Annotated in this window: 23 protein-coding genes; 14 read left to right on the forward strand and 9 right to left on the reverse strand. The window is 69.1% G+C overall.

Annotated elements, in window-relative coordinates:
* Nucleotides 1-99 precede the first annotated feature (99 nt).
* From ABZ803_RS14680 to ABZ803_RS14725, 10 genes are all read left to right on the forward strand, one after another.
* Nucleotides 100-378: a hypothetical protein gene (locus ABZ803_RS14680; protein ID WP_357037293.1), complete on the forward strand. Its 279-nt coding sequence runs from the start codon at nucleotides 100-102 to the stop codon at nucleotides 376-378.
* Nucleotides 379-668: 290 nt separating this feature from the next.
* Entirely contained in the window at nucleotides 669-758 is a 90-nt protein-coding gene (locus ABZ803_RS14685; RefSeq protein WP_312038717.1) for an Ms4533A family Cys-rich leader peptide, read from the forward strand.
* 206 nt (nucleotides 759-964) lie between these two features.
* A complete protein-coding gene (locus ABZ803_RS14690; RefSeq protein ID WP_357037296.1) occupies nucleotides 965-2,011 on the forward strand; it encodes a sulfate ABC transporter substrate-binding protein in 1,047 nt (348 codons plus the stop codon).
* A gap of 126 nt (nucleotides 2,012-2,137) precedes the next feature.
* The gene (cysT, locus tag ABZ803_RS14695; protein ID WP_174315480.1) at nucleotides 2,138-2,938 is read left to right on the forward strand and encodes a sulfate ABC transporter permease subunit CysT; all 801 of its coding nucleotides are present in this window, start codon (nucleotides 2,138-2,140) and stop codon (nucleotides 2,936-2,938) included.
* On the forward strand, nucleotides 2,935-3,741 hold the full coding sequence (gene cysW / locus ABZ803_RS14700; protein ID WP_062976531.1) for a sulfate ABC transporter permease subunit CysW: 807 nt from the start codon (nucleotides 2,935-2,937) through the stop codon (nucleotides 3,739-3,741). Before cysT ends, cysW begins: the two co-directional genes overlap by 4 nt.
* Complete coding sequence (locus tag ABZ803_RS14705) at nucleotides 3,738-4,733, forward strand: sulfate ABC transporter ATP-binding protein (RefSeq protein ID WP_040865543.1); 996 nt, start codon at nucleotides 3,738-3,740, stop codon at nucleotides 4,731-4,733. Before cysW ends, ABZ803_RS14705 begins: the two co-directional genes overlap by 4 nt.
* A gap of 168 nt (nucleotides 4,734-4,901) precedes the next feature.
* Complete coding sequence (locus ABZ803_RS14710) at nucleotides 4,902-5,222, forward strand: hypothetical protein (protein WP_357037301.1); 321 nt, start codon at nucleotides 4,902-4,904, stop codon at nucleotides 5,220-5,222.
* Nucleotides 5,223-5,415: 193 nt separating this feature from the next.
* Nucleotides 5,416-6,522, forward strand: a complete 1,107-nt coding sequence (locus ABZ803_RS14715; protein ID WP_357037304.1) for an Hsp70 family protein — start codon at nucleotides 5,416-5,418, stop codon at nucleotides 6,520-6,522.
* Between the two features lie 164 nt (nucleotides 6,523-6,686).
* Nucleotides 6,687-7,694 carry a diiron oxygenase gene (locus ABZ803_RS14720; protein ID WP_062969780.1) on the forward strand — a complete coding sequence of 336 codons (1,008 nt, stop codon included), beginning with the start codon at nucleotides 6,687-6,689 and terminating at the stop codon, nucleotides 7,692-7,694.
* A 6-nt stretch (nucleotides 7,695-7,700) separates the two neighbouring features.
* On the forward strand, nucleotides 7,701-9,287 hold the full coding sequence (locus ABZ803_RS14725; protein WP_357037307.1) for an FAD-dependent oxidoreductase: 1,587 nt from the start codon (nucleotides 7,701-7,703) through the stop codon (nucleotides 9,285-9,287).
* 65 nt (nucleotides 9,288-9,352) lie between these two features.
* Here the strand turns inward: ABZ803_RS14725 and ABZ803_RS14730 are convergent, their stop codons facing one another.
* On the reverse strand, nucleotides 9,353-10,114 hold the full coding sequence (locus ABZ803_RS14730) for an SDR family oxidoreductase (RefSeq protein ID WP_357037310.1): 762 nt from the start codon (nucleotides 10,112-10,114) through the stop codon (nucleotides 9,353-9,355).
* A 535-nt stretch (nucleotides 10,115-10,649) separates the two neighbouring features.
* Here ABZ803_RS14730 and ABZ803_RS14735 point away from each other — a divergent pair.
* Both ABZ803_RS14735 and ABZ803_RS14740 read left to right on the forward strand, forming a co-directional pair.
* Nucleotides 10,650-12,905, forward strand: coding sequence for an Hsp70 family protein (locus tag ABZ803_RS14735; RefSeq protein ID WP_357037313.1), 2,256 nt, complete (start codon nucleotides 10,650-10,652; stop codon nucleotides 12,903-12,905).
* Nucleotides 12,906-13,002: 97 nt separating this feature from the next.
* Nucleotides 13,003-13,797, forward strand: a complete 795-nt coding sequence (locus tag ABZ803_RS14740) for an HAD family hydrolase (protein ID WP_357037316.1) — start codon at nucleotides 13,003-13,005, stop codon at nucleotides 13,795-13,797.
* A gap of 22 nt (nucleotides 13,798-13,819) precedes the next feature.
* Here the strand turns inward: ABZ803_RS14740 and ABZ803_RS14745 are convergent, their stop codons facing one another.
* Complete coding sequence (locus tag ABZ803_RS14745) at nucleotides 13,820-14,224, reverse strand: VOC family protein (RefSeq protein WP_040865585.1); 405 nt, start codon at nucleotides 14,222-14,224, stop codon at nucleotides 13,820-13,822.
* A 99-nt stretch (nucleotides 14,225-14,323) separates the two neighbouring features.
* Between ABZ803_RS14745 and ABZ803_RS14750 the strand changes: the two genes are divergently transcribed.
* Nucleotides 14,324-15,283, forward strand: coding sequence for a YafY family protein (locus tag ABZ803_RS14750; RefSeq protein ID WP_357037320.1), 960 nt, complete (start codon nucleotides 14,324-14,326; stop codon nucleotides 15,281-15,283).
* 5 nt (nucleotides 15,284-15,288) lie between these two features.
* On the opposite strand, the gene ABZ803_RS14755 is transcribed toward ABZ803_RS14750, so the two are convergent.
* Both ABZ803_RS14755 and ABZ803_RS14760 read right to left on the reverse strand, forming a co-directional pair.
* Nucleotides 15,289-15,972, reverse strand: coding sequence for an SGNH/GDSL hydrolase family protein (locus tag ABZ803_RS14755; protein WP_357037323.1), 684 nt, complete (start codon nucleotides 15,970-15,972; stop codon nucleotides 15,289-15,291).
* Nucleotides 15,973-15,980: 8 nt separating this feature from the next.
* A complete protein-coding gene (locus ABZ803_RS14760) occupies nucleotides 15,981-17,393 on the reverse strand; it encodes an MFS transporter (RefSeq protein WP_357037326.1) in 1,413 nt (470 codons plus the stop codon).
* A gap of 102 nt (nucleotides 17,394-17,495) precedes the next feature.
* Here ABZ803_RS14760 and ABZ803_RS14765 point away from each other — a divergent pair, with 102 nt between their 5' ends.
* Nucleotides 17,496-18,128 carry a TetR/AcrR family transcriptional regulator gene (locus tag ABZ803_RS14765; RefSeq protein WP_357037329.1) on the forward strand — a complete coding sequence of 211 codons (633 nt, stop codon included), beginning with the start codon at nucleotides 17,496-17,498 and terminating at the stop codon, nucleotides 18,126-18,128.
* Here the strand turns inward: ABZ803_RS14765 and ABZ803_RS14770 are convergent.
* The 5 genes from ABZ803_RS14770 to ABZ803_RS14790 all read right to left on the reverse strand — a co-directional run bounded on the left by ABZ803_RS14770 (nucleotide 18,056) and on the right by ABZ803_RS14790 (nucleotide 22,668).
* Nucleotides 18,056-18,811, reverse strand: coding sequence for a hypothetical protein (locus ABZ803_RS14770; protein ID WP_357037331.1), 756 nt, complete (start codon nucleotides 18,809-18,811; stop codon nucleotides 18,056-18,058). The two genes, ABZ803_RS14765 and ABZ803_RS14770, sit on opposite strands and share 73 nt — an antisense overlap.
* A gap of 99 nt (nucleotides 18,812-18,910) precedes the next feature.
* On the reverse strand, nucleotides 18,911-19,732 hold the full coding sequence (locus tag ABZ803_RS14775; protein WP_357037334.1) for a sirohydrochlorin chelatase: 822 nt from the start codon (nucleotides 19,730-19,732) through the stop codon (nucleotides 18,911-18,913).
* Nucleotides 19,732-21,027, reverse strand: coding sequence for a GTP-binding protein (locus tag ABZ803_RS14780; RefSeq protein ID WP_040865592.1), 1,296 nt, complete (start codon nucleotides 21,025-21,027; stop codon nucleotides 19,732-19,734). The genes ABZ803_RS14775 and ABZ803_RS14780 overlap by 1 nt, the downstream gene beginning before the upstream one ends.
* Before the next feature lies 1 nt (nucleotide 21,028).
* Nucleotides 21,029-21,955 carry a sulfate adenylyltransferase subunit CysD gene (gene cysD, locus ABZ803_RS14785; RefSeq protein WP_357037337.1) on the reverse strand — a complete coding sequence of 309 codons (927 nt, stop codon included), beginning with the start codon at nucleotides 21,953-21,955 and terminating at the stop codon, nucleotides 21,029-21,031.
* Nucleotides 21,952-22,668: a phosphoadenylyl-sulfate reductase gene (locus ABZ803_RS14790; RefSeq protein ID WP_062969769.1), complete on the reverse strand. Its 717-nt coding sequence runs from the start codon at nucleotides 22,666-22,668 to the stop codon at nucleotides 21,952-21,954. Before ABZ803_RS14790 ends, cysD begins: the two co-directional genes overlap by 4 nt.
* Nucleotides 22,669-22,688 lie beyond the last annotated feature (20 nt).

Below are 22,688 nucleotides of genomic sequence, written 5' to 3' on the forward strand. Positions count from 1 at the left end.
GGCCGACGGGCGCCCGGCGTCCACCGCGCGGCTTCCCGGCTGCGCCGCCGTGGCCGACGGACTCGTGGAGCCGGAAGGCGAACCGACTAGGCTGGAGCCGTGCATCGCATCGCAGGTTGGTGGGACGGCTTCGAGCTGTGGGTCGCGGGGCTGCCGTTCATTCCGCAGTTCCTCGTGGTCCTCGTCGGCATGGTCCCGATCAGCTTCGCCATCGCCTACGGGCTCGATCGTGTGCTGCGCGCCGTCCTGCGCATCCTGGATCGCCGGTACAGCGCCCACCCTTCGCCGGTGCGGCCGGCCCCGGCCGGCGCGCCGGTGATGCTCGAACCCGAGCAGGTGCCCGAGCGGCGCACCCCGGTGCAGAGCGGAGCGCACTGATGCCACGGTCGCGGGTTCAGCTCGCCCTGGTCGCCCTGCTGGTGCTCATCGTCGTCGCCTGGTTGATCGCCCGCTGAGGTCGGGCTCGCAATCCCGGCAGTGTGCGCAGCACCACGTCCGACCCCGCCCGGTGACCCCGAGGTAACCAGCGCGGTGCGCTCCACCTGCGGGTACCGATGCGGTGGAACCGGCGCGTACACGATCGGGGCCGGTTGGTCATGGGATGAAACCGCCCTCTTCCTGGGACTCTTCGATTCGAACTCCGTCGTCGGCTCTGCTAAAGTCTGCCCGTGTCTTCGAGTGCCGTGCCGCAGGTCCGCCATGAATTGGCGTTGATTGCTGTCGGTGATCTCGCGGTCGCGGACATCTACTGTCGCTGATCGGCAACCGGGCACGTCCGCGTCTCGTTTCCCAGTAGACCGGCGCGCTTTGCGCAGATGTGCCTGCCCTCCCCAACGGCCCGTTGTGGCCGCTAGTCGCGCCGCTGCCGTATCACCCGATCGGCAGGTCTGCTGAATCAAACAGATGGTCGCCGCCACCGATGAATTACCGGACAACTGGCGGTCCGCAGGAAAGGTCCACTTCGATGGCTCGCAAATCTTGGCTTTCGCCGCGTCGACGCTACAGCGCCGTTGCCCTCGCCGCACTCGCGGCGGTCGCGCTAACCGCGTGCGGCGGCGGAGCCAGCGACACGACCGGAGGAGACCGCGCGGACGGCAGCGGCGGCACGCTGAACCTCTATGCCTACGCCGTGCCGAAGCCCGGCTTCGACAAGGTGATCCCCGAGTTCAACAAGACCGAGCAGGGCAAGGGCGTCCAGATCCAGCAGTCCTACGGCGCCTCCGGCGATCAGTCCCGCAAGGTGAAGGACGGGGCCGAGGCCGACGTCGTCAACTTCTCGGTCGAACCGGACGTCACCCGTCTGGTCGACGCGGGCCTGGTGGACGCCAGCTGGAACGCCGACGCCACCAAGGGCATCCCGTTCGGTTCGGTGGTCACGATCGTCGTGCGCAAGGGCAACCCGAAGGGCATCAAGGACTGGGACGACCTGCTGAAGCCGGGCGTCGAAGTGGTCACCCCGAACCCGTTCAGCTCCGGTTCGGCCAAGTGGAACCTGCTCGCGCCGTACGCGGCCAAGAGTGACGGCGGCAAGAACCCGCAGGCGGGCCTGGACTACCTGAGCAAGCTGGTCTCCAAGGACCACGTGAAGGTGCAGCCCAAGTCCGGCCGCGAGGCGACCGAGACCTTCCTGCAGGGCACCGGTGACGTGCTGCTGAGCTACGAGAACGAGGCGATCTTCGCCGAGCGCAACGGCGACCCGATCGAGCACATCGTCCCGCCCGTCACGTTCAAGATCGAGAATCCGGTCGCGGTGCTGAAGAACAGCAAGAACCAGCAGAAGGCCGTCGCCTTCCGCGACTTCCTGTTCACCGCCGAGGGCCAGCAGGCCTGGGCCGCCGCCGGTTTCCGTCCGGTCGACCCGAAGATCGCCGCCGACTACGCCAAGGACTTCCCGACCCCGCAGAAGCTATGGACGATCGCCGACCTCGGCGGCTGGAAGACCGTGGACAAGGAGCTGTTCACTCCGAACACCGGCTCGGTCGCCGTGATCTACGACAACGCGACCAAGTGACCTGGTGACCCCCGTTACACCGGATACTGGACGACTGTGACAGAGAGCAGTAACGCCGGGACCGCGCAGGCCGGTCCCGGCGTCTCCGACCCCGCGCGCCCGGCCCCCGGCAGGAACTGGTCGTGGCTGCGCGTGACCGGCTCGGTGGGCCCGCTCGGCATCGCCACCGCGGTGCTGTGGCTGAGCATCATCGTGCTGCTGCCGCTGGCGGCGCTCACCGTGACGAGCTTCGAGGACGGGTGGTCCGGCTTCTACGACGCCGTCACCGCTCCTGCCGCGCTGGATTCGCTGCGCATCACCGTGCTGGTCTCGGTGGTGGTTGCGGTGATCAATGTGGTGATGGGCACGCTGATCGCCTGGGTGCTGGTCCGGGACGAGTTCCCCGGCAAAAGCGTCGTCAACGCGCTGATCGACCTGCCGTTCGCGCTGCCGACGATCGTCGCCAGCATCGTGCTGCTCTCGCTGTACGGGCCGCAGAGCCCGATCGACATCCACCTGAACGCCACCCAGCCGGGCCTGGTGGTCGCGCTGGCGTTCGTCACGCTGCCGTTCGTGGTGCGTTCGGTGCAGCCGGTGCTGATCGAGGCCGACCGCGAGGTCGAGCAGGCCGCGCTCTCCCTGGGCGCGAACAACTGGACCACGTTCCGCAGTATCGTGCTGCCCGCCCTGACGCCCGCGATCATCAGCGGTGGCGGCCTGGCCTTCGCCCGCGCGATCGGTGAATACGGCTCGGTGGTGCTGATCGGCGGCGCCATCCCGCGCAAGACCGAGATGGCTTCCCAGTACATCCAGAAGCAGATCGAGATCGACCGGCCGGTGAACGCGGCGGCCGTGTCGGTCGCGTTGCTGGCCATCTCGTTCGCGACGCTGCTCGTGCTGCGGCTGCTCGCCGAACGCAGCGCTCGCAAGGAGCAGGCGGCCCGATGAATCTGCATCCGTTGACCCGCATCTCGTTGCGGACGGTGGCGCTCGGCTACCTGCTGGTGCTGCTGGTGCTGCCGCTGGTCATCATCCTGTGGCGCACATTCGAGCGCGGGATCGGCGCGTTCGCCGACTCGATCAGCACGCCCGCGGCGATCTCGGCGTTCCAGCTGTCCATCCTGATCGTCGCGATCACCGTCCCGGTGAACGTGATCTTCGGCATCGTGACGGCGCTCGCGCTGGTCCGGGGAAAGTTCCCGGGCCGCAACCTGGTCCAGGGCATCGTGGACCTGCCGTTCGCGGTCTCGCCCGTGGTGGTCGGCGTCTCGCTGATCCTGCTGTGGGGCGCGGGCGGGTGGTTCGGCGGCCTGGAAGAACTGGGCTTCAAGGTCATCTTCAACCTGCCGGGCATGGTGATCGCCACCATCTTCGTCACGCTGCCGTTCGTGGTGCGCGAGGTGGAGCCGGTGCTGCACGAGATCGGCGACGACCAGGAGCAGGCCGCGGCCACCCTGGGCGCGTCGAAGTGGCAGACGTTCTGGCGGATCACGCTTCCCGCGATCCGGTGGGGCCTGACCTACGGCGTGGTGCTCACCGTTGCCCGCGCGCTCGGTGAGTTCGGCGCCGTGATCATGGTGTCCTCCGCGCTGCCGGGCAAGTCGCAGACGCTGACGCTGCTCGTGCACGGCCGGTACATCAACGACCACAACACCTTCGGCGCCTATTCCGCCGCGACCTTGCTGATGGGCATCGCCCTCGTCACCCTTCTGCTGATGACCATCCTCGAACGTAAGCGGGGCACCAAGTGATCACCGTGACCAACGCGAACAAGAACTACGGCACGTTCGCGGCCCTCGACAACGTCACCATCGACATTCCCTCCGGCGAGCTCACCGCCTTGCTCGGCCCTTCGGGCTCGGGCAAATCGACGCTGCTGCGCTCGATCGCCGGACTGGAATCGCTGGACTCCGGTGTGGTCAGCATCGCAGGACGCGACGTCACCCGGGTGGCGCCGCAGAAGCGCGACATCGGCTTCGTCTTCCAGCACTACGCGGCGTTCAAGCACATGACCGTGCGCGACAACGTGGCGTTCGGCCTGAAGATCCGCAAGCGCCCGAAGCACGAGATCAGCAAGCGGGTCGACGAATTGCTCGGCATCGTGGGACTGGACGGCTTCCAGCACCGCTATCCGGCCCAGCTGTCGGGCGGGCAGCGGCAGCGCATGGCGCTGGCCCGCGCGCTCGCCGTCGATCCGCAGGTGCTGCTGCTGGACGAACCGTTCGGCGCGCTGGACGCCAAAGTCCGTGCCGATCTGCGGACCTGGCTGCGCCGGCTGCACGAGGAGGTCCACGTGACCACCGTGCTGGTCACCCACGACCAGGAGGAGGCGCTCGACGTCGCCGACCGGATCGCGGTGATGAACAAGGGCCGCATCGAGCAGATCGGCACTCCGGAGGACGTGTACGACCGGCCCGCCAACGAGTTCGTCATGTCGTTCCTCGGCGCGGTGGCCCGGCTCAATGGACATCTGGTGCGGCCACACGACATTCGCGTCGGCCGTGACCCCAGCATGGCCCTCGCCGAGCACGAGGGCACCGCCGACTCGGCGGGTGTCACCAGGGCGACGGTCGAGCGTGTGGTCCATCTCGGGTTCGAAGTGCGCGTGGAGCTGCGCAATGCCGCGACCGGCGACCTGTTCTCCGCTCAGGTCACCCGCGGCGACGCCGAAGCGCTGCGGCTCTCGGACGGCGAGACGGTCTACGTTCGCGCCACTCGGATTCCGGAACTCCCCACCCACTGAGGTTTTTCGGTCGCTGAGCTGAGAAGTTGCTGCGGTCGCTGACATTTCGGGTTCTGGCACGAGAAGCGTGAATCCCGGGTGACGCGTCGTGCCGGATCGGGCCGGGCAGGATCCTGATGCCGCAACCTCGGCGGGCGCGATGCCTACGCCCCGAGTCCTGTCAGGATTATGCGTACCGAGCACCCGCAGGTCCGTATGGCGGTCGGCATCGGCGTACCCGATCCGGTGCTCGGTGAGATCGGCCGCTACTACGTTGTCCTCACGCCGGAGGCTCAGCTCACCGAAGGCGAGCTCGAGCATTTCTGCGCGGGCAAAATCGCGCGGCTAATCGCCCGCACCGCGCTGTGTGGACTCGTCAAGGGGTGTCTCCCGATGTGGAGAGGTGTCGCCGAGGAAGGTTCGGGCCGGGAACCGGAAACCGGCAAACTTCCGCCGGGCACCACCTATCCCCGCGTGTCGCAAGGAAATCCGACTGGACGGAATGTGTAGCGCTGGTCGGCCAGGTGAGGGCGTCGGCGAACGCGGAAACTGCCCGGTCGAGCACAGGCGGCTTGCGGACAATCGGTTGTCCGGACTTGGCACGAAGATCGCGGGGTGGTTGCCTGAACGACGTTCGAAGCAAATCGGCACGGCGATCGGGTGGATTGCGATGGCGGTTGGTCTCGGGTTGAGCATCGGTACGGTGAACACGGTTTCCGTTCTCGCGGAGGAAGGTTCGGCCAAGGCTCCGCCGGGGCGACGCAAAAAGCAGCGGGCGCAGCCCATCACGCGCCGGACCACGCTGACCTTCGACAGCACCGGCGTGGCCAGAGTCGGCATGATTTCCCGGCACGGGCGCGCGGTCACCGAATTCGCCGATCTCACGCAGCGTTCCAGCACGTGGGCGCGGGTGGGTAACCGCGCGCTCGCACCGGCGGACCTGGTCGCCACGGTGGCCAAGTGCCTGATCGACGAGGTGGTGCGGGACCATCCGGAATGCGGAACCGGCCTCGGTATCGCGGTGACCTATCCCGCCCGCTACGCCGACGAGCAGGTGGACGCGTTGCGGGCGGCGCTCGATGGCGTCGAACTCACGCAGGTCGCCCTGGTCGCCGAACCCGTCGCGGCGGCGGCCTGGCTGGAAGCCGATCGCGGTCCGCTTATGCCGGGACTCACGCTGGTCTACGACCTGGGCGGCGCCGGGCTCGACGTCACCTTGGTCCGGGTCGGCGCGGGATGCCCGCGCAATCCGATCGTCGGCGTTCCGTTGCGTTCGACCGAATTCGGCGGACGCGCGTTCGGCGCCTTGATCGCCGAGCACGCCGGACCCGGCCTGTCCTCGTCCTCGGTCTCCGAGTCGGTCGCCGACACGATCGCCGGAGAATTGCGCGCCCGGCACGTCCGGGAGTCTCTCGAAGTGGTCTACCGCTGCTTGCGGGTCGCGGACGTCACCATGGCCGATGTCGATCGAGTCCTGGTGGTCGGTGGGGCTGCGCGCCCGGCGGAGGTGGCCGAGGTCCTCGCGGCGGAATTGGCCAGGCCGGTGATCGCAGGCGCGGACCCGGAGCGAACCACCGCCGACGGCGCCGCGATCATCGGCCGCAGGACCGCGGTCGCGGCCGAGGTGGTGGCCGAACAGCGCCGGATTCGGCGCCGCCGCACCCGTCGTCGTGCCGCTACGCGGGCCTTGATGCTGTCGCGGCGGACCCGTCGGCGGCTGGGCCGGGTGGTCGCCGTGACGAGCATGTCGGCGGTCTTCGGTTTCGGGACCTCCCTCTTGGCGGCCGGTGACGGGGTGCTCGTGAGTTAGGGCTCCGGCGAGGTCCGGGAAGAACAGGGGCCGTCCGGCGGTGCGCGTGATGAGGGCGCGCGCCGCCGGACGGCCCTGGCAACTGTTGGGTTGACGTGACTCTCCGTTGGTGTAACTATGGGATACAGTTAAATGGTTCCATCGAGGAGAGGGCAGTGACGACGATGTCTGCAGCCGTGACACCCGCAGTCGATCCCGATCTGGAGAAGGCACAGGAGTACGCCGCGAAGCTGCTGCTGCTGTCGGAGGGATCGGTCAACAAGCACTTCGACCCCTTCGAGGACATCGACTGGGACAATCCCGACTTCGCCGCCGACGCCGGTGAGGAGCGCTGGATCCTGCCCGAGTCGGCCGATACCGTGGCCCGCCACCCCTGGTACCAGGCGCTGTCCGAGGAACAGAAGATCGCGGTCGGCAAATACCGGCAGGCGAATATCGCCAAGGTCGGCCTGCAGTTCGAGTCGATCCTGATCAGTGGCATGGTCATCCACAACTTCGGCTTGCCGAACGGTTCGCCGGAGTTCCGGTACTGCTCCCACGAGATGATCGAGGAGCACAACCACACCCTGATGTTCCAGGAGATGGTCAACCGCATCGGCCTGGACGTGCCCGGCATGGGCCCGCTGGTCAGCAAGTTCAAGTACCTGGGCGCGCCGGTCGCGGCCTGGTTCCCGAACCTGTTCTTCATGGCCGTGCTGGCCGGTGAGGAGCCGATCGACCACATCCAGAAGCAGATCTTGCGCTCCGGCGAAGACGTGCACCCGATCATGCGCGGCGTGATGGCGATTCACGTCGCGGAGGAGGCGCGGCACATCTCCTTCGCGCACGAGTTCCTGAAGAACCATGTGCCGGAGGCGAAGCCAGCGCAGAAGTTCGTCCTCTCGCTGGCCATGCCGCTCGTCATGTGGATTCTCGGCCGCGCGATCGTCACTCCGCCGCGGTCGTTCTTCACCGAGTTCGGCATCCCGGACGAGGTCCGCAAAGAGCTGTTCTTCGGTTCGAAGGAGGCCAAGCGGGTCTTCAGCGACTACTTCTGCGACGTGCGCGCCCTGGCCAAGGACATCGGGCTGATGAACCCGGTCGCCAAGGCGTTCTGGAAGGCGCTCGGGATCGACGGTCCCAGCACGCGGTACCGGTCGGAACCGCTGCGCGCGGCGAGCAAGGTCGCCTGAGCCGGCATGCCGTACGTCGTCACCCAATCCTGCTGCAGCGACGCGTCCTGCGTGTACGCCTGCCCGGTCAACTGCATCCATCCCACGCCCGACGAACCGGACTTCCGGACGGCGGAGATGCTGTACGTGGACCCGAAGGCGTGTGTGGACTGCGGCGCCTGCGCCACCGCGTGCCCGGTCGACGCCATCGTGTCGGCGAAGAAGCTGACCGCAGAGCAGAAGCCGTTCATCGAGATCAACGCCGACTTCTACCGGCAGGCCCGGCCGCGCCCACTGCTGGCGCGACCGGTGCCCGCGGCGCGGATCCACACCGAGCGCACGCCGCTGCGGGTGGCGATCGTGGGATCGGGACCCTCGGCGATGTACGCCGCCGACGAACTGCTGACCCAGCCCGACGTATCGGTCACGGTGCTGGACCGGCTGCCGGTGCCCTACGGCCTGGCCAGGCACGGCGTCGCGCCGGATCACGACAAGACCCGCAAGGTCGGCGAGCTGTTCGACGTCATCTCCGCGCAACCGGGTTTCGGTGCATACCTGAATGTCGAAGTCGGCGCGCACATATCGCACGCCGAGCTGCTCGACCATTTCCACGCCGTGATCTACGCGGTCGGCGCTTCGTCGGATCGCAAGCTCGGCATTCCGGGTGAGGGCCTGGCGGGCACGGTGTCGGCCACCGACTTCGTCGCCTGGTACAACGGCCATCCCGATCACGTCGACCATGCCTTCGACCTGTCCGCCCGGCGCGCCGTGATCGTCGGCAACGGCAATGTCGCGCTCGACGTCGCGCGCGTGCTGACCTGTGACCCCGCGACACTGGCGGGCACCGACATCGCGCCGTACGCGTTGCGGGCGTTGCGCGAGAGCAAGATCGAGGAAGTGGTCGTGCTCGGTCGGCGCGGCCCTCTCGAATCCGCCTTCACCGTACCGGAATTCGTCGGCCTGCTGGGCTGCGATGTGGACATCGTGGTCGAGGGTGAGCTGCCCGAACTCGGCGCGGAACTGCCCTTCCACGTCGAACAGAAGCTGCGGCTGCTGCACAGCGTGCGCACCCGGCCGGTGGGGGAGCGCAAGCGAATCGTGTTCCGCTACCTGGCCGCGCCCACCGAGATCCAGGGGACCGATCGGGTGACCGGACTCGAAATCGCCCGCACCGAACTCGTCACCGATCCGGACGGCCGCGTCCGCGCCGTGCCGACCGGGCAGACCGATCGGCTCGACGCGGGACTGGTGCTCACCTCGGTCGGCTACCGCGGCGTCGCGGTGCCGGGCCTGCCGTTCGACGAGCAGGCCGCGGTGATCCCGAACCAGGTGGGCCGGGTGCTGGAGCGCCCGGACGGCGCCGTCGTCACCGGCACCTACGTGACCGGCTGGATCAAGCGCGGGCCCACCGGCTTCATCGGCACCAACAAATCCTGCGCGCAGGAGACGGTGCGGCAGCTGGCCGCGGACTTCAACGCCGGGCGCCTGCCCGAACCCGCAGGTTCCGCGACGGATTTCGATCGCATGGTGCGGGTGCGACAACCGGCGGTCCGAGCCACGGGAGCGGCGGAAGCCCGTCCCGGCCGAGTCCGCCGCTTGCTGGCTCGCGCCTGAGGAACCCCGCCTCGAGATACCCCGGCCGCGCGCCGGTATCTCGAGGCGGTCCCCAGGCCGGCGGGTCAGCGTGCGGTGAATCCGCCATCGATGGCCAGTGCCGCGCCGGTGACGAAACTCGCTTCGCCACTGAGCAAGTAGGCGCAGAACGAGGCGATCTCCTCCGGCGTCGCGATGCGGCCCACCGGGTGCAGCGCCGCGATGGCGGCCTCGCCTTCGGGCGTCGCGCCCATGGAATTCCGGAACGCCGGGGTGTCGACAGCTCCGGAGACCAATGCGTTCACCCGTACCCCCTGCTCCGCGGCCTCGAGCGCCACGGCCCTGGTCAAGCCGACCACCCCGTGCTTGGCCGCCACGTACGGCGCCACCGAACCCATGCCGACCACGCCGAGATTCGAGGCGTTGTTCAGGATCGCGCCGCCGCCGGAGGCCGCCAGCGCGGGAACCTGATGCCGCAGGCCGTAGAACACGCTGGTGAGATTGAGTTCCAGATCGGCGCGCCAGCCCGCCTCGTCGATCTCCGCGACCGGACCGAAGGCGCACACCGCGCCCGCGTTGTTGAATGCCGCGTCCAGGCGGCCGAATTCGGACAGCGCGGCGTGGGTCAGCCGGGCCACGTCCTGTTCCACCGTGACATCGGTCGGCACGAACAGCGCGCGGCCACCTGCCGCGCGGATGTCGGCGGCCACCTGATCACCCGCGTCCTTGCCCCGGGCGCCGAGCACGACCGCGGCGCCTTCGCTCGCGACCCGCAGCGCCACCGCCTTGCCCACACCCGAGGTCGCGCCGGTGATCAGTACGACCTGCTCCGCGAACCGTGTTGCCATCGTTCGATTCCCTCTCCACTCTCGCGATCTCACCTCCGTGGTGGACCGCTATCGAGTCAAGCCGGACGCGCACCGCGACGCTGGCGAGTATCGGACATCTAGTTGATGTGTCATACGACTTCCGGAAGTGGCGACCGGCCGAAATGCGCAGTTGTGGCAAGCATCTGGTTACCGACCGGTTGGTGTCTATCTCTCGGTGTGCTTTTCGCCCGCTGAACCGGCGTTCGGTTTGGTTTGCTTCGATATTTCGTGATCGCTGTGTGGTAGCGGAATCGTCTAGAGCGCAGGATGATTCACCGTGTCGAGTGGACTGGACGCTCATGCTGTCTCGTATCTACCTGGTATTTCGGACGATTATTGCTGAAAGTAGAACGATCCGTATCAATTGCGCATCCGTATGAACCCGAAACAGCTAACCTGTGGTGGCTGTTTGGAAGACGACCGCGGCCACAGGGGAACTCCATGTGATGGACGTGGTCACGGTGCGTTGACGGGATAGCGAATGACTACAGGGCTGGGTTTCAGCATTGGTTCAGTGAACTCCGTGACGGCTTCGGTCAGTGCGGACCGACCACGTCCGGCGGTGCGGTCGCGGCGCACCGCGGTGACCTTCGACAGCGCGGGCGGGCTGCGCTTGGGCGGGATCGCGCAGTTCAGCATGGCGGTCACGGATTTCGCCGATCTCGCCCGTGATCCGGAGGCGGTGATCGTCGGCGGACGCATCTGGTCGCCTGCCAATCTCGTCGCCGCGGTGGTCGGCGAACTCCGCGCGATCGAGCCGGGCGCCTCCGAGGCGGGCGTCGTGACCACCTATCCCGCCGTGTACTCCGACAAGCAGGTCGCGTTGCTGCGCCAGGCGCTGGACCTATCCGGGGCGGGCGACGTGCTCCTGGTACCCGAACCCGTCGCGGCCGCGGAATGGCTGGAGCACGAGTACGGCCCGCTGGAAACCGGCTTCGTCTTGATCTACGACCTCGGGGGCACCAGCCTCGACGTGAGCATCGTGCGGGTCGGTCCCGACTGGGACAACCATCCGATGATCGGTAAGCCGGTGCGCTCCTACGACTTCGGCGGCAGACCGCTGGGGTCGATGATCGCGCGCTACGCCCCGGACGTGCAGCCCGGGTCCGCCCGACTGTCGATGACGTCCATCGTCGATATCGACGGGTTGCGCACGGCACACGTGCAGGACTCGCTCCAGCTGGTTCGCGAGTGCGTGCGGGAATCGGGTATCACCCTGACCGATATCGGCTGCATTCTGCTGGTGGGAGGTGCGTCGCGTCCCGCGGAGGTGGCGCGGACGCTCGCCGAACTCGGCCCTCCCGTGCTGATCTCGGCGGACCCGGGGCAGGCGACCGCCGCGGGCGCCGCCCTCATGGCGGCGCGCACGATGGCGCTCGGCGCCTCGGACGGCCGATCCGCCGCGCCGCGGGTGGCGGTGTTCTCCAGTGCCGCGGTGGTCTCCGCGGTCGCCATGTCGGCGGTCACGGTCTTCGGTGGACCTACGGTTCCCGAGCTGTCGCCGCTGCTCGAGCGTCTGCCGGAACTCGGTGTGCCGACCGACAGCCTGCTGGTCGATGTCGGAAACGAGCAGTTCGCCGACGCCTGGTCCACGATGTCCGCCACCACCTGGAACTCGGGCCGGGCCCTGCTCGCGCAACGGACCTCCGCCTATACCCGATTCATCACACCGGCCGCACGCGGCGCCGGTTATGGACCTTCGGTGGCGGAGTCGCGGCTCGGCTCGCATCGGGACCCGCGAAACTGCTGCGCCCCGGGCGGATTCCGCTACCGGGGATACGGCGATCCCGCCTACTTCGTGAATCCGCTGCCGTTCGCACCGGTCGTCCGCCCCGCACCGGGGGACATCGGGCAGCTTCCCGGGCAGCCTGCGCACCCTGGTCAGCCCGGACAGGTACCCGGCCGGCCGCCCGCGCCCGGAACCGGGACGCCGCCGGGCTCCGGTGTTCCCGCGCCGCAGAACGGTTCGACGCCGGCGGAGCCCGGTCCGGCGTCCGGCGGGAGCGCACCGGGCAATCCGTCGACCGGGACGTCCGACGCACCGGGCACCGGTACGGGCTCGGACGAGCACGGCGGCTCAGGCTCGAATTCGTCCTCCTCCGCGGGCACGTCCCCGGGGGGCTCTTCCCCCGGGGACGCCGGGGGTACTTCCTCCGGCGCAACCGCATCGAGCAGTGGGTCGACGAGCGACTCCTCCGCGAACGGATCGTCCGGCGAGTCGCCGGGCGGGTCGTCGTCGGGCGGGCCGGCAGGCCACTCCTCGACGAACGGCTCATCCTCGGCCGGTGATTCGTCGTCGGGCGGTTCGTCTTCGGCCGGGTCGGCGGGTAATTCGTCGTCGGATGGTTCGTCCTCCGGTGGGTCGGCTGGCAACTCCTCGACGCACAGTGCGTCCTCCGGTGGGTCGGCGGGCAATTCGTCGTCGGGCGGGTCCGCTGGCAACTCCTCGACGCACGGTTCGTCCAACGGTGGATCGGCGGGTAACTCGTCGTCGGGCGGTTCGTCGTCGGGCGGGTCCGGTGGCAACTTGTCGGCGCACGGTTCGTCCAACGGTGGGTCGGCGGGTAACTCGTCGTCGGGCGGTTCGCCCTCGACCGGCGGCTCATCGAACGGGCGCCCGGGCGGAGCGTCGTCGGCGGGTGGTCACTCGACCGGGAACTCCTCGGGCGCTTCGTCATCCGGTGGATCGCGGGGTCGTTCCGGTTCGGTGGGTGGGTCGTCCGCGGGAGGTGCCGGAGGTGCGGGCGGCGGTGGAGCCCGCGGTCGGTAGCTGTGCGGGCGGCGACGCCCAATTGACCAGCGCGCGAGCGGGTCTCGGCACGCCGGAATCGGCGACGGGTGCGCCGCCGCCGAGGCACAATAGGTTGATGGCATCCGGGGGTCCCCAGCTGATCGCGCTGGACGTGGACGGGACGCTGCTGGACACGGGAACACCGATCAGTACGCGTGTGGTCGCGGCGGTGCGCGCGGCCGTGGCAGCGGGTGCGCACGTCGTGGTCACGACGGGACGCACCCTGCTGACCACCCGTCCGGTGCTCACCGAACTCGGCCTGCTCGAAGGGCATGCCCTTTGCTCGAACGGAGCCGTGCACATCGACGTGGCCAGGGGGGAACCGGTCGCGATCCAGTCCTTCGACCCCGCACCCGCGATCATGGCGTTGCGCGCGCTGTTCCCGGCGATGATCTTCGCCGTGGAAAAGGTCGGCATCGGCACATGGGCCACCGGAGCCGGTCCCGGCGAGTTCTCCCTCGGCGACTACCTGCTCGTCGACCACCACGCGTTGAGCAGCGAGCCGACTCCGCGGCTGAACGGCTGGCTGCCGGACGGTTCGCTGGAGGAGATGCTGCTCGCGCTGCGCTCTCTGCGAGTGCCGGGTGCGAGCTGGGTGCACGGCGAGTACGGGCCGTGGCTCACCGTATCCCGGCAGGGCGTGTCGAAGGGGTGGGCGCTGGAACAACTCCGCATCGCCCTCGGTGTGCCGGACGAGGCGACGCTGGCCATCGGTGACGGTTACAACGATCGGGACATGCTGCGCTGGGCAGCACATTCGGTCGCGATGGCCAACGCGCCGACGGACGTCCGTGAACTCGCGGACGAAGTGACCGGCCATGTCCTCGAAGACGGCGTCGCCACCGTGCTGGAGCGCTGGTTCCGGCCCTGACCCGACCGGGACGGTCTCCGGCCTACGCGGGACCGGTCTCGGCGAGGACCGCGAGGTAGTGCGGGTTCGACATGAAGCCGAGAACGTTGCCGAAGGGATCGACCACGGCGGCGGTGACGAAGCCGTCGCCGCGCGGGGTGATGGGTTCGTAGACGGTCGCGCCGAGTTGCAGCAGCCGGTCGAACGTCGCCCGCAGGTCGTCGACGTGCCAGTTGACGATCGCGCCGCCGGGCGCGTTGCGTGCTCCGGCCGGGGCGTACGCGCGGTTCACGATGCCGAATTCGTGCTGGTAGTCGCCGATGCGGAACTCGTAGTAGCCGTCGGGCACGTGGTAGTAGGGCTCGACGCCGAAGAACTCGGTGTACCAGTCCTTGGCGGCCTCCAGATCGTCGGCGTAGAAGGTGCTCGTCGCCATTCCGCGCAGCATGGTGGTTCTCCTTCGAGTCGTTGTGTTTCGTGCTGGTAGAACCATCATCCGATCAAAAGTGCGCACCGAATGAGCACTTTTGACGGCAGAATTGTGCCCATGCGAGCGGACCGGTTGGTGGCGATCCTGCTGATGATGCAGACCCGGGGCCGGGTGACGGCCGCGCAGGTCGCGGCGGAGCTGGAGACTTCGGTCGCCACCGCCCGCCGGGATCTCGAAGCGCTCTCTTCGGCCGGGGTACCGGTGTACCCGCAGCCCGGGCGCGGCGGCGGCTGGTCGCTGGTGGGCGGTGCGCGCACGGATCTGAGCGGGCTGACGGCGGGGGAGGCCCGCGCGTTGTTCCTCCTGGCCGGTCCCTCCGCCGGTGCGGTACCGGAGGCGAAGTCGGCGCTGCGCAAGCTGGTCCGCGCGCTGCCGCAGACCTTTCGGGGCGACGCGCAGGCGGCCGCCGATGCCGTGGTGATCGATCCGGCGCGCTGGGGTGCGACCGACCGGGAGTTGCCACCGGTGGTGGCATTGCTGCAACGCGCTGTCGTGCAGCGCGCCAAGGTGCGGCTGCGCTACGCGAACCGCACCGGCGAGCCGTCCGAGCGTCTTGTCGATCCCTGGGGACTGGTGGACAAGGATGCCGTCTGGTATCTGGTCGCGGGAACCGAGCGGGGGCAGCGCACGTTTCGCGTCGACCGGATCGCCGAGGCGTCGCTCACCGGCGAACCGGCCCACCGCCCGGACGATTTCGACCTCACCGCCGCCTGGGCGCAGGTGGTCGAAGAAATGGAGCGGCGGCGCGCCACCACCGCCGCCACCGTGCTGATCTCCGAACGCCTGCTGCCGATCCTGCGCGACCAGCAGGGCAGGAACTGCGTCGTGGACGGCCCGGCCGACGACGGTCGTATCCGGGTCCGCGTCACCGCCCCCACCGCATGGATGCTGGCCCAGCAGCTGGCCGGCTGGGGCGCCTCGATCGAGGTTCTCGGTCCCGCCGAGGTGCGCGCCGAACTGGCCCGCCTCGGCGTGGAGTTGCTCGACCGCTACGGACCGGACGGTGCGGCATCGTGACCGAATCAGCGGGGTGCGAGCACGTGGTCGGCCAGGGTGCGCACCATGTCCGAGGCGAGTACGGCGTGGCCGCTCATGCTGAAGTGGATGAGGTCGGCGCTCATCAGGTCGGGCCGCAGGCGCAGCGGGTGGTCCCAGAGTTCGAGCAGCAGCGCGTCGTAGCGGGTGGCGAGCTCGCGGGTCAGGTCGTTGAGCTGGGCCATCCGCTCGCGCATCGGACGCATCGGCGCCATGCGCTCGACTTCCCAGACATCGGCCAGGGTGAAGGTGACGATCTGCGCTCCGGTGCGGGTCAGCGTGGCGAACATCGTATCCAGGTTCGTCCGCAGTTCGGTGAGATCGCCGCCGGGCAGGAACAGGTCGTTGCCGCCGCAGCTGAGATGGACGAGATCCGGGCGGAATTCGAGCACGCCGGGCAACTGTTCGGCCAGAACCTGGGCGGAGGTGGCACCGATCCGGCCGGTGTTCAGGTAGGCCAGATCCGGGCGGGCCGTGGTGAGCACGGCCGCGACACGGTCGGCCCAGCCCACCGGTTCGTACCCGGGGCTGGGGTCGCCGACGCCCTGCGCGATGGAGTCGCCGAGCACCGCGTAGCGCTGCCAGGGGGCGTCGACGAGCAGACGCCGCTGTTCTTCGGGCGGCAGCACCAGGGGATCGTTGGCTTCGGTGCGAAGAGTGTTGTCGCTCACTGTGTTTCCTAGCTTTCAGAAGAGAATGACGGGGTACGGGCGGGGAGGGCGGCCAGGCAGGCGGCCACGGCGGCAATGCCCGCGCACACGGCGAAGAGGGTGTGGAACGCGCCGAGCGGATCGTCGGGCCGCGCCGCGAACACGGCGGCGAGTACGGCCACGCCGAGTGCGCCGCCCACTTGCCGCGCGGTCAGATTCATGCCGGTTCCGGCGGCGAACTGCTGGGGCGGAAGCGAACTGGCGGACGCGGTGCCCAGTACCGTGACGACGAAGCCGATGCCGCCGCCGCCGAGCACCCCGGCCGGAATCCACGCCGCCCACAGGTTCGGCGTGGCGCCGAAGGCGTCCGTGCTCATCCACACGGTGCACGCGACGAACATCGACGCCCCGAGCACGCCGAGCCATCGCCTGATGACGGGCGAGCCGACCCGGCCCGCGACGGTCGCCGTCACCATCGACGCCACCGCTCCGATCGTCATCGCGCCCGCGGAGCCGAGCACCGAGTAATCCCAGATCGCGTCCAGGAACAGCGGTCCCGCCAGCAGCCAGGCGAACATGGCGGCGCCGAAGACGAACGAGGTCGCGTTGGCCAGCGCGTACGACTTGCTGCGCCACAGCTCCACCGCGATCGCGGGATCGTGGTGGCGCGCCGAACGGGCGAGCGCGGCGACGACCAGCAAGCCACCGCCGATCAGCGTGGTCAGCGTCCCCACCGAGGTCCAGCCCCAGCGCTGCCCCTTCGTGACGCCCGCGACCAGTCCGCCGAGACCCAGCGCGACCGCGAGGGTGCCGAGGGGATCGGGCAACCCGCCGCCCGCCCGACGGCCCTCCACGGCCGGGATGCGGGCCGCCGCCGCGATCAGCAGCAGCGCCACCGGCACGTTGATCACGAAGACCGCTCGCCAGTCGAATCCTTCGACCAGCGCGCCACCGAGCGCGGGGCCGACCACCGCGGCGAACCCGCCCGCGGCCGACCAGGCTCCGATGGCCGCGCCGATCCTTTCCCGCGGGGTGACGGCCAGTACCAAGCCGAGCGCGGACGGCACCATCAGCGCCGCGGTGCCGCCTTGCAGTACCCGGCCCGCGATGAGCCAGCCCGCCGTCGGCGCGAGCCCGCACAGCAGGGAGGTGAGGGCGAAACCGGCCAGCGCGCCGAGGAACAGCCTGCGGCGTCCGAGCGCGTCGGCGAAGCGTCCGGCCGGGGTGAGCAGCGCGGCGAAGGCGACCGCGTAGCCGCTGACGACCCAGGTCAGCGTGGTGGTGGCCGTGCTGGGGTAGTCCCGGGCGATCGAGGGGAAGGCGATGTTGACTACCGAGAGATCCAGGAAAGCGATGAAGGCCGCGCCGCAGGCGATCAGCAAGGTGCGGGTAGCGGCGGGCGCGGTCGGCGGGCTGTCGAGCCGCACGGACGCGTCGGTCATGGGAAGTCCTTAGAAGCAGGGAAACAAAACGCACGATCGTTCGTTCACTTAAAATACGACCATACGTTCGTATGTGCAACAGTGGAGTGGAAGAATGGGGTCATGACCGAGTCCGTCACCGCGGGCGACCCGCCGCGCGGCACCGATCAGCGCTTGGCGAAAGGCGCTCGGGCGCGGGCGTCGATCGCGCGCCGCGCCGCCGACGTGGCGTCCGTCGAAGGATTGAACGGCGTCAGTATCGGCCGATTGGCCACAGATCTGGGACTGAGCAAGAGCGGGATCGCCACCCTCTTCGGCAGCAAGGAGAGCTTGCAGATCGCGGCGGTGAAATCCGCGCGGCAGGTCTTCATCGATGAGGTCATCACGCCGAGCCTGAGCGAGCCCGCCGGACTACGGCGCCTGCGCGCCCTGGTCGAGCGCTGGATCGGTCAGGTGGTCCAGCCCGCGTTTCCCGGTGGATGCTTCCGCGTAGCGACCCTCGCCGAGTTCGACAGCAGACCGGGCCCGGTGCGCGATGCCATCGTCGAAGACCGCAGGGACTGGCTCGCGTTCTTGGTGGAGCAGATTCGCCGGGCCCAAGAGCAGGGGCATCTCGCCGGCCGCACGGCCGACGCCGTGGCGTTCGAACTGGACGCGGTGATCGGCGCGGCGCACACCGCCCGTCAGATGGGCGATGAGTCGGGGGTCGCGACCGCGCGCGCCGTCGTGGCGGATCTGCTCGCGACGTCCGGCTGATCGCTCGGCGAACCGTTGACCAGGTAGTCCAGGTAAGAGCCGGGGATAGGGGGCAGTTCAACGCCGTCCGCGTCCACGATGTGGGGCCGGATGGTGCCGGTTGGCGTGATCTCGGGGCTTTCGATCAGCACCGTCGTCGCGACCGGGAGGGCGAAGAACTGCACCGCGAACGGCATGGCGGCGGCCAGTTCGAGCAGGGTGGTGTAGTACGACGCGCGGTGCGCGTGGTCTTCGAAGCACTCGACCGACCAACCGGAGGAATCCGGGTCCTTCGTCGCGGTGCGGGCCAGCACCAGTACCGGCGACTCGAGCCCGCACGACGAGACGATCGCCTGCTGATCCTCGCCGGGAAAGTCGAGGTGGTCGGCCAGGCCGACGCCCGCCGCGACTTCGCGCTGGAACCAGACGTCACGCAGGGTGCGATCGACCTGCTCGACCCAGTTCTGCGCATCGGTGCGTTCGGCCAGCCCCAGTGTGCCGTCGTCGCGGCCGCGTACCCGGACCAGATTCCAGCCGATGCGGATCGTCTCGCCGGGCTGGTATCGCGTGCCCGCCGCGACGGTGGATTCCAAGTAGGACAGCAACCAGGTCTCCATGCCGGTCAGCTGCGGCTCGGTGAAAACGACGGTGAACTCGGGGTGTCCGTGGCTGGCGCAGGAGGTGGTGCGGAACGACTCGGCCATGCCTTGTTCCTAGCATGCGGCACCGCCGGCGGAACGGCGGCATAGTCGCCGGGAGAGAGAGAACAGGGCCGTCGTCCGCGGCCGTTCTCGCGTGCGCCCTCAGGCCGAAAGCGCGCGCGTCTCCGCGATCGCCGCGTGGTAGCGATCCAGGACGATCTGGGTGAGGGCCGGATGCGCGCCGAGCACATCGGCGTGGGTGGCCTGCGGCGCGGCGTGGGCCAGGCGATCGGTCAGCAGGCCGGGTGCGAGGAACCACGGCGCGACCAGCACGTGCTGCGCGCCGCGGGCGTGCAATCGCGAGACCGCCGCCGAGACGGACGGTTCGGTGGTCGCGAAGCAGATCTCGGTCCGCCAGCCGGTGCGGGCGGCCAAGCGGGCGGCCACTTCGGCGGTCCTGGCATTGGCCGCGGCCGACGACGATCCGACCGCCGCGACCGCGATACCCAGATGCCGGGCCGCTGCGGCGTGCACGGCGCCATCGGCGGCGAGGACCCGGTCGCGCAACGCACCGACCAATCCGGCGTCCACGCCGAGCACATCGGCTTGGGTCAACCGCAGCCCGGGATGGCGTGCGCCTGCCGTGGCGAGCAGTCCGGGCAGGTCGACCCTGGCGTGGAAGGCGCTGCCGAGCAGCAGCGGTGTCACCACCGCATGCGTATGACCTTCGGCGGCAACGGCATCCACGACCTGTTCGACCGACGGGGCGGTGAGATCGAGGAACGCCGTACGGACGTCGAGCTCCGGCCGCGCGGCCGCGACCGCCCCGACCACCTCCGCGACCGTCGCGGCCGAGCGCGGGTCACGACTACCGTGGGCCACCGCGATCAGCGCGGGCGGTCGCGGTGCGCTCCCGCCGAGCCCGGCCCGGGCGGTCGCGCGGCCCGCAGGCGGGGTGCCGAAAAGTGCTCGCCGCGCTGCCATCAGGCTCCGGTGCCGACCTCTACGGCGGACAGCACATCACCGACCAGACCGGCCGCCAGGGTGTTGCCACCGGCCGGGTCGATCAGCAGGAAGCTGCCGGTGTGCCGGTTCGCCCGGTAGTCGTCGGCCGGGATGGGCTCGGCGACCCGCACCGAGATGCGCCCTATGTCGTTGAGCTCCAATGCCTCCGGGCTCGGATCTGCCGCGAGCCGCTGCTCGTCGAAGCGCTCCAGCAGCGTGCCGACGATCGCCTGGGTGGTGCGGGTGCCGTGCTTGAGCAGCAGTCGCGCACCCGGCCGCAGCGGCTTGTCACCCAGCCAGCAGACGGTGGCGTCGAAGGTGTCGACCGGTTCCGGCGCGTCGGCGGCCGAGGCGATGATGTCGCCCCGGGAGATGTCGACGTCGTCGGCCAGGATCAGCGTGACGCTGCGCCCGGTCTGCGCCACCGCGAGTTCGCCGTCCGGGGTGTCGATCCGCTCGACGGTCGTGCGGATGCCCGAGGGCAGCACCACGACCTCGTCGCCCGGAGCCACCGCGCCCGCCGCGATCTGTCCGGCGTACCCGCGATAGTCCGGGTATTCGGCAGTGCGCGGCCGGATCACGTACTGCACGGGGAACCGCAGGCCCAGCGCGTGACTGCCGGTGCTGTCCGCGTCCACCGGCACCGATTCCAGGTGCTCGATCAGCGAGGGGCCGTTGTAGTACGGGGTGTTGTCCGACCGGGAGGCGATGTTGTCGCCGTGCAGCGCCGAGACCGGGATCTCCAGCACGTCCTCGCTCGACCAGCCCAGCGTGCTGGTGAGTTCGTTGAACTCCGCGGAGATGGCGGCGAACACGGCGGCGGCGTCGTCCACCAGATCGATCTTGTTCACCGCGAGCACCAGCTTCGGCACGCCGAGCAGCGCGAGCACGGCGGCATGCCTGCGGGTCTGCTCGATGACGCCCTTGCGCGCGTCCACGAGCAGGATCACCAGCTGCGCGGTGGACGCGCCGGACACGGTGTTGCGGGTGTACTGCACGTGCCCCGGGGTGTCCGCGAGCACGAAAGAGCGGCGAGGAGTGGCGAAGTAGCGGTAGGCGACATCGATGGTGATGCCCTGTTCGCGTTCCGCGCGCAACCCGTCCACGAGCAGCGAGAGATCCGGTGTGGCGAGACCCTTGTCCACCGACGCGCGGGTGACGGCGTCGATCTGGTCGGCCAGAACGGATTTCGTGTCGTAGAGCAGGCGTCCGACCAGAGTGGACTTGCCGTCGTCGACAGAACCGGCGGTGGCCAGCCTCAATAGGTCGGACATGTCAGAAATAACCCTCTCGCTTGCGGTCTTCCATCGCGGCTTCGGAAACCCGGTCGTCGCCGCGGGTCGCACCACGTTCGGTCAGTCGGGACGCGGCGACCTCGGCGAGGATCGCCTCGTTGTCGGCCGCGTCGGAAAGGATGGCGCCGGTGGTGGAGCCGTCGCCCACGGTGCGATAGCGCACCGACCTGGTCTCGGGCACCTCGCCCTCGCGCGGGCCGCCCCACACGCCGGGCGTCATCCACATGCCGTCGCGCAGGTACACCGGACGCTCGTGCGCGTAGTAGATGCTCGCCAGATCGATGTCCTCGCGGGCGATGTAGCGCCAGATGTCCAGCTCGGTCCAGTTGCTCAGCGGGAACACCCGCACGTGCTCGCCCGGCGCGTGGCGCCCGTTGTACAGGTTCCACAGCTCGGGGCGCTGGCGCTTCGGATCCCACTGGCCGAAGGCGTTGCGCAGCGAGAAGATGCGCTCCTTGGCGCGCGAGCGCTCCTCGTCGCGGCGTCCGCCGCCGAACACGGCGTCGAACCGGTGCTCGCTGATCGCGTCCAGCAGCGGGACGGTTTGCAAGGGATTGCGGATGCCGTCCGGGCGCTCGGTGAGCCTGCCGTCGGCGAGGTAGTCCTCCACCTTCGCCACGTGCAGGCGCAGGCCGTAGCGCTCGACCACCTTGTCCCGGAACTCCAGCACCTCCGGCAGGTTGTGCCCGGTGTCCACGTGCAGCAGCGCGAACGGCAAGGGCGCGGGCCAGAACGCCTTGAGCGCCAGATGCAGCAGCACGGTGGAGTCCTTGCCGCCGGAGAACAGGATCACCGGCCGCTCGAACTCGCCCGCCACCTCGCGGAAGATGTGGATCGCCTCGGACTCCAGTGCGGCGAGGGTGTCGAAATCACTGATGCCGAGGGAGCGTTGGATCATTTCGGTCATGCTGTGTGCAACCCGCATTCGGTCTTGGCGAGGCCGGCCCAACGGCCGCTTCGCGGATCGGCTCCCGGCTCCGGCTTCCGTGTGCACGGAGCGCAGCCGATGGATGGATACCCCTCCTCCACCAGAGGGTTGACGAGGATGCCGTGCTTCTCGATGTAGTCCTGCATCTCGTCGTCGGACCACGGCGCGATCGGGTTGATCTTCACCAGTCCGAACGCCTCGTCGAACGAGACCAGCGGCGCGTTCGCCCTCGTCGGCGCCTCCACCCGGCGGATGCCGGTGACCCAGGCGTTGTACCCCGCGAGCGACTTCTGCAACGGGACGACCTTGCGCAACCGGCAGCACTCGTTCGGCTCACGGGCGAACAGATCCTTGCCCAGCAGCTGATCCTGTTCGGCCACCGTGTGTTCCGGCCGCGCGTTGATCACGTTCACCCCGTACACGGCCTCCACCGCGTCCCGGGTGCCGATGGTCTCGGCGAAGTGGTAGCCGGTGTCCAGGAACAGCACGTCGACGCCGGCGCGGATGCCCGCCGCGAGGTGCACCAGCACTCCGTCCTGCATGTTGGAGGCCACGATGTAGTTCGTGCCGAAGGTGTCCTCGGTCCACTGGAGGAGTTCGGTCGCCGAGGCGCCGTCGAGTTCGGCGGCACCGCGCGCGGCGATGGCGCGGAGCTCGTCCTCGGACAGCTTTTCCGCGAGTTGGGTTGTCACAGTTGATCTCCCGTCGACAC

Source organism: Nocardia sp. NPDC047648 (assembly GCF_040642815.1).
Lineage (GTDB): Bacteria > Actinomycetota > Actinomycetes > Mycobacteriales > Mycobacteriaceae > Nocardia > Nocardia gamkensis.

Bases quoted from the DNA above. Each gene is read 5' to 3' on its own strand.
- ABZ803_RS14775 (WP_357037334.1), bottom strand. From the start codon at position 19,732: ATGGCAGCGCGGCGAGCACTTTTCGGCACCCCGCCTGCGGGCCGCGCG.
- ABZ803_RS14725 (WP_357037307.1), top strand. From the start codon at position 7,701: ATGCCGTACGTCGTCACCCAATCCTGCTGCAGCGACGCGTCCTGCGTG.
- ABZ803_RS14770 (WP_357037331.1), bottom strand. From the start codon at position 18,811: ATGGCCGAGTCGTTCCGCACCACCTCCTGCGCCAGCCACGGACACCCC.
- ABZ803_RS14765 (WP_357037329.1), top strand. From the start codon at position 17,496: ATGACCGAGTCCGTCACCGCGGGCGACCCGCCGCGCGGCACCGATCAG.
- cysD (WP_357037337.1), bottom strand. From the start codon at position 21,955: ATGACCGAAATGATCCAACGCTCCCTCGGCATCAGTGATTTCGACACC.
- ABZ803_RS14730 (WP_357037310.1), bottom strand. From the start codon at position 10,114: ATGGCAACACGGTTCGCGGAGCAGGTCGTACTGATCACCGGCGCGACC.
- ABZ803_RS14740 (WP_357037316.1), top strand. From the start codon at position 13,003: ATGGCATCCGGGGGTCCCCAGCTGATCGCGCTGGACGTGGACGGGACG.
- cysW (WP_062976531.1), top strand. From the start codon at position 2,935: ATGAATCTGCATCCGTTGACCCGCATCTCGTTGCGGACGGTGGCGCTC.
- ABZ803_RS14720 (WP_062969780.1), top strand. From the start codon at position 6,687: ATGTCTGCAGCCGTGACACCCGCAGTCGATCCCGATCTGGAGAAGGCA.
- ABZ803_RS14745 (WP_040865585.1), bottom strand. From the start codon at position 14,224: ATGCTGCGCGGAATGGCGACGAGCACCTTCTACGCCGACGATCTGGAG.
- ABZ803_RS14750 (WP_357037320.1), top strand. From the start codon at position 14,324: ATGCGAGCGGACCGGTTGGTGGCGATCCTGCTGATGATGCAGACCCGG.
- ABZ803_RS14710 (WP_357037301.1), top strand. From the start codon at position 4,902: ATGCGTACCGAGCACCCGCAGGTCCGTATGGCGGTCGGCATCGGCGTA.
- ABZ803_RS14760 (WP_357037326.1), bottom strand. From the start codon at position 17,393: ATGACCGACGCGTCCGTGCGGCTCGACAGCCCGCCGACCGCGCCCGCC.
- ABZ803_RS14780 (WP_040865592.1), bottom strand. From the start codon at position 21,027: ATGTCCGACCTATTGAGGCTGGCCACCGCCGGTTCTGTCGACGACGGC.
- ABZ803_RS14690 (WP_357037296.1), top strand. From the start codon at position 965: ATGGCTCGCAAATCTTGGCTTTCGCCGCGTCGACGCTACAGCGCCGTT.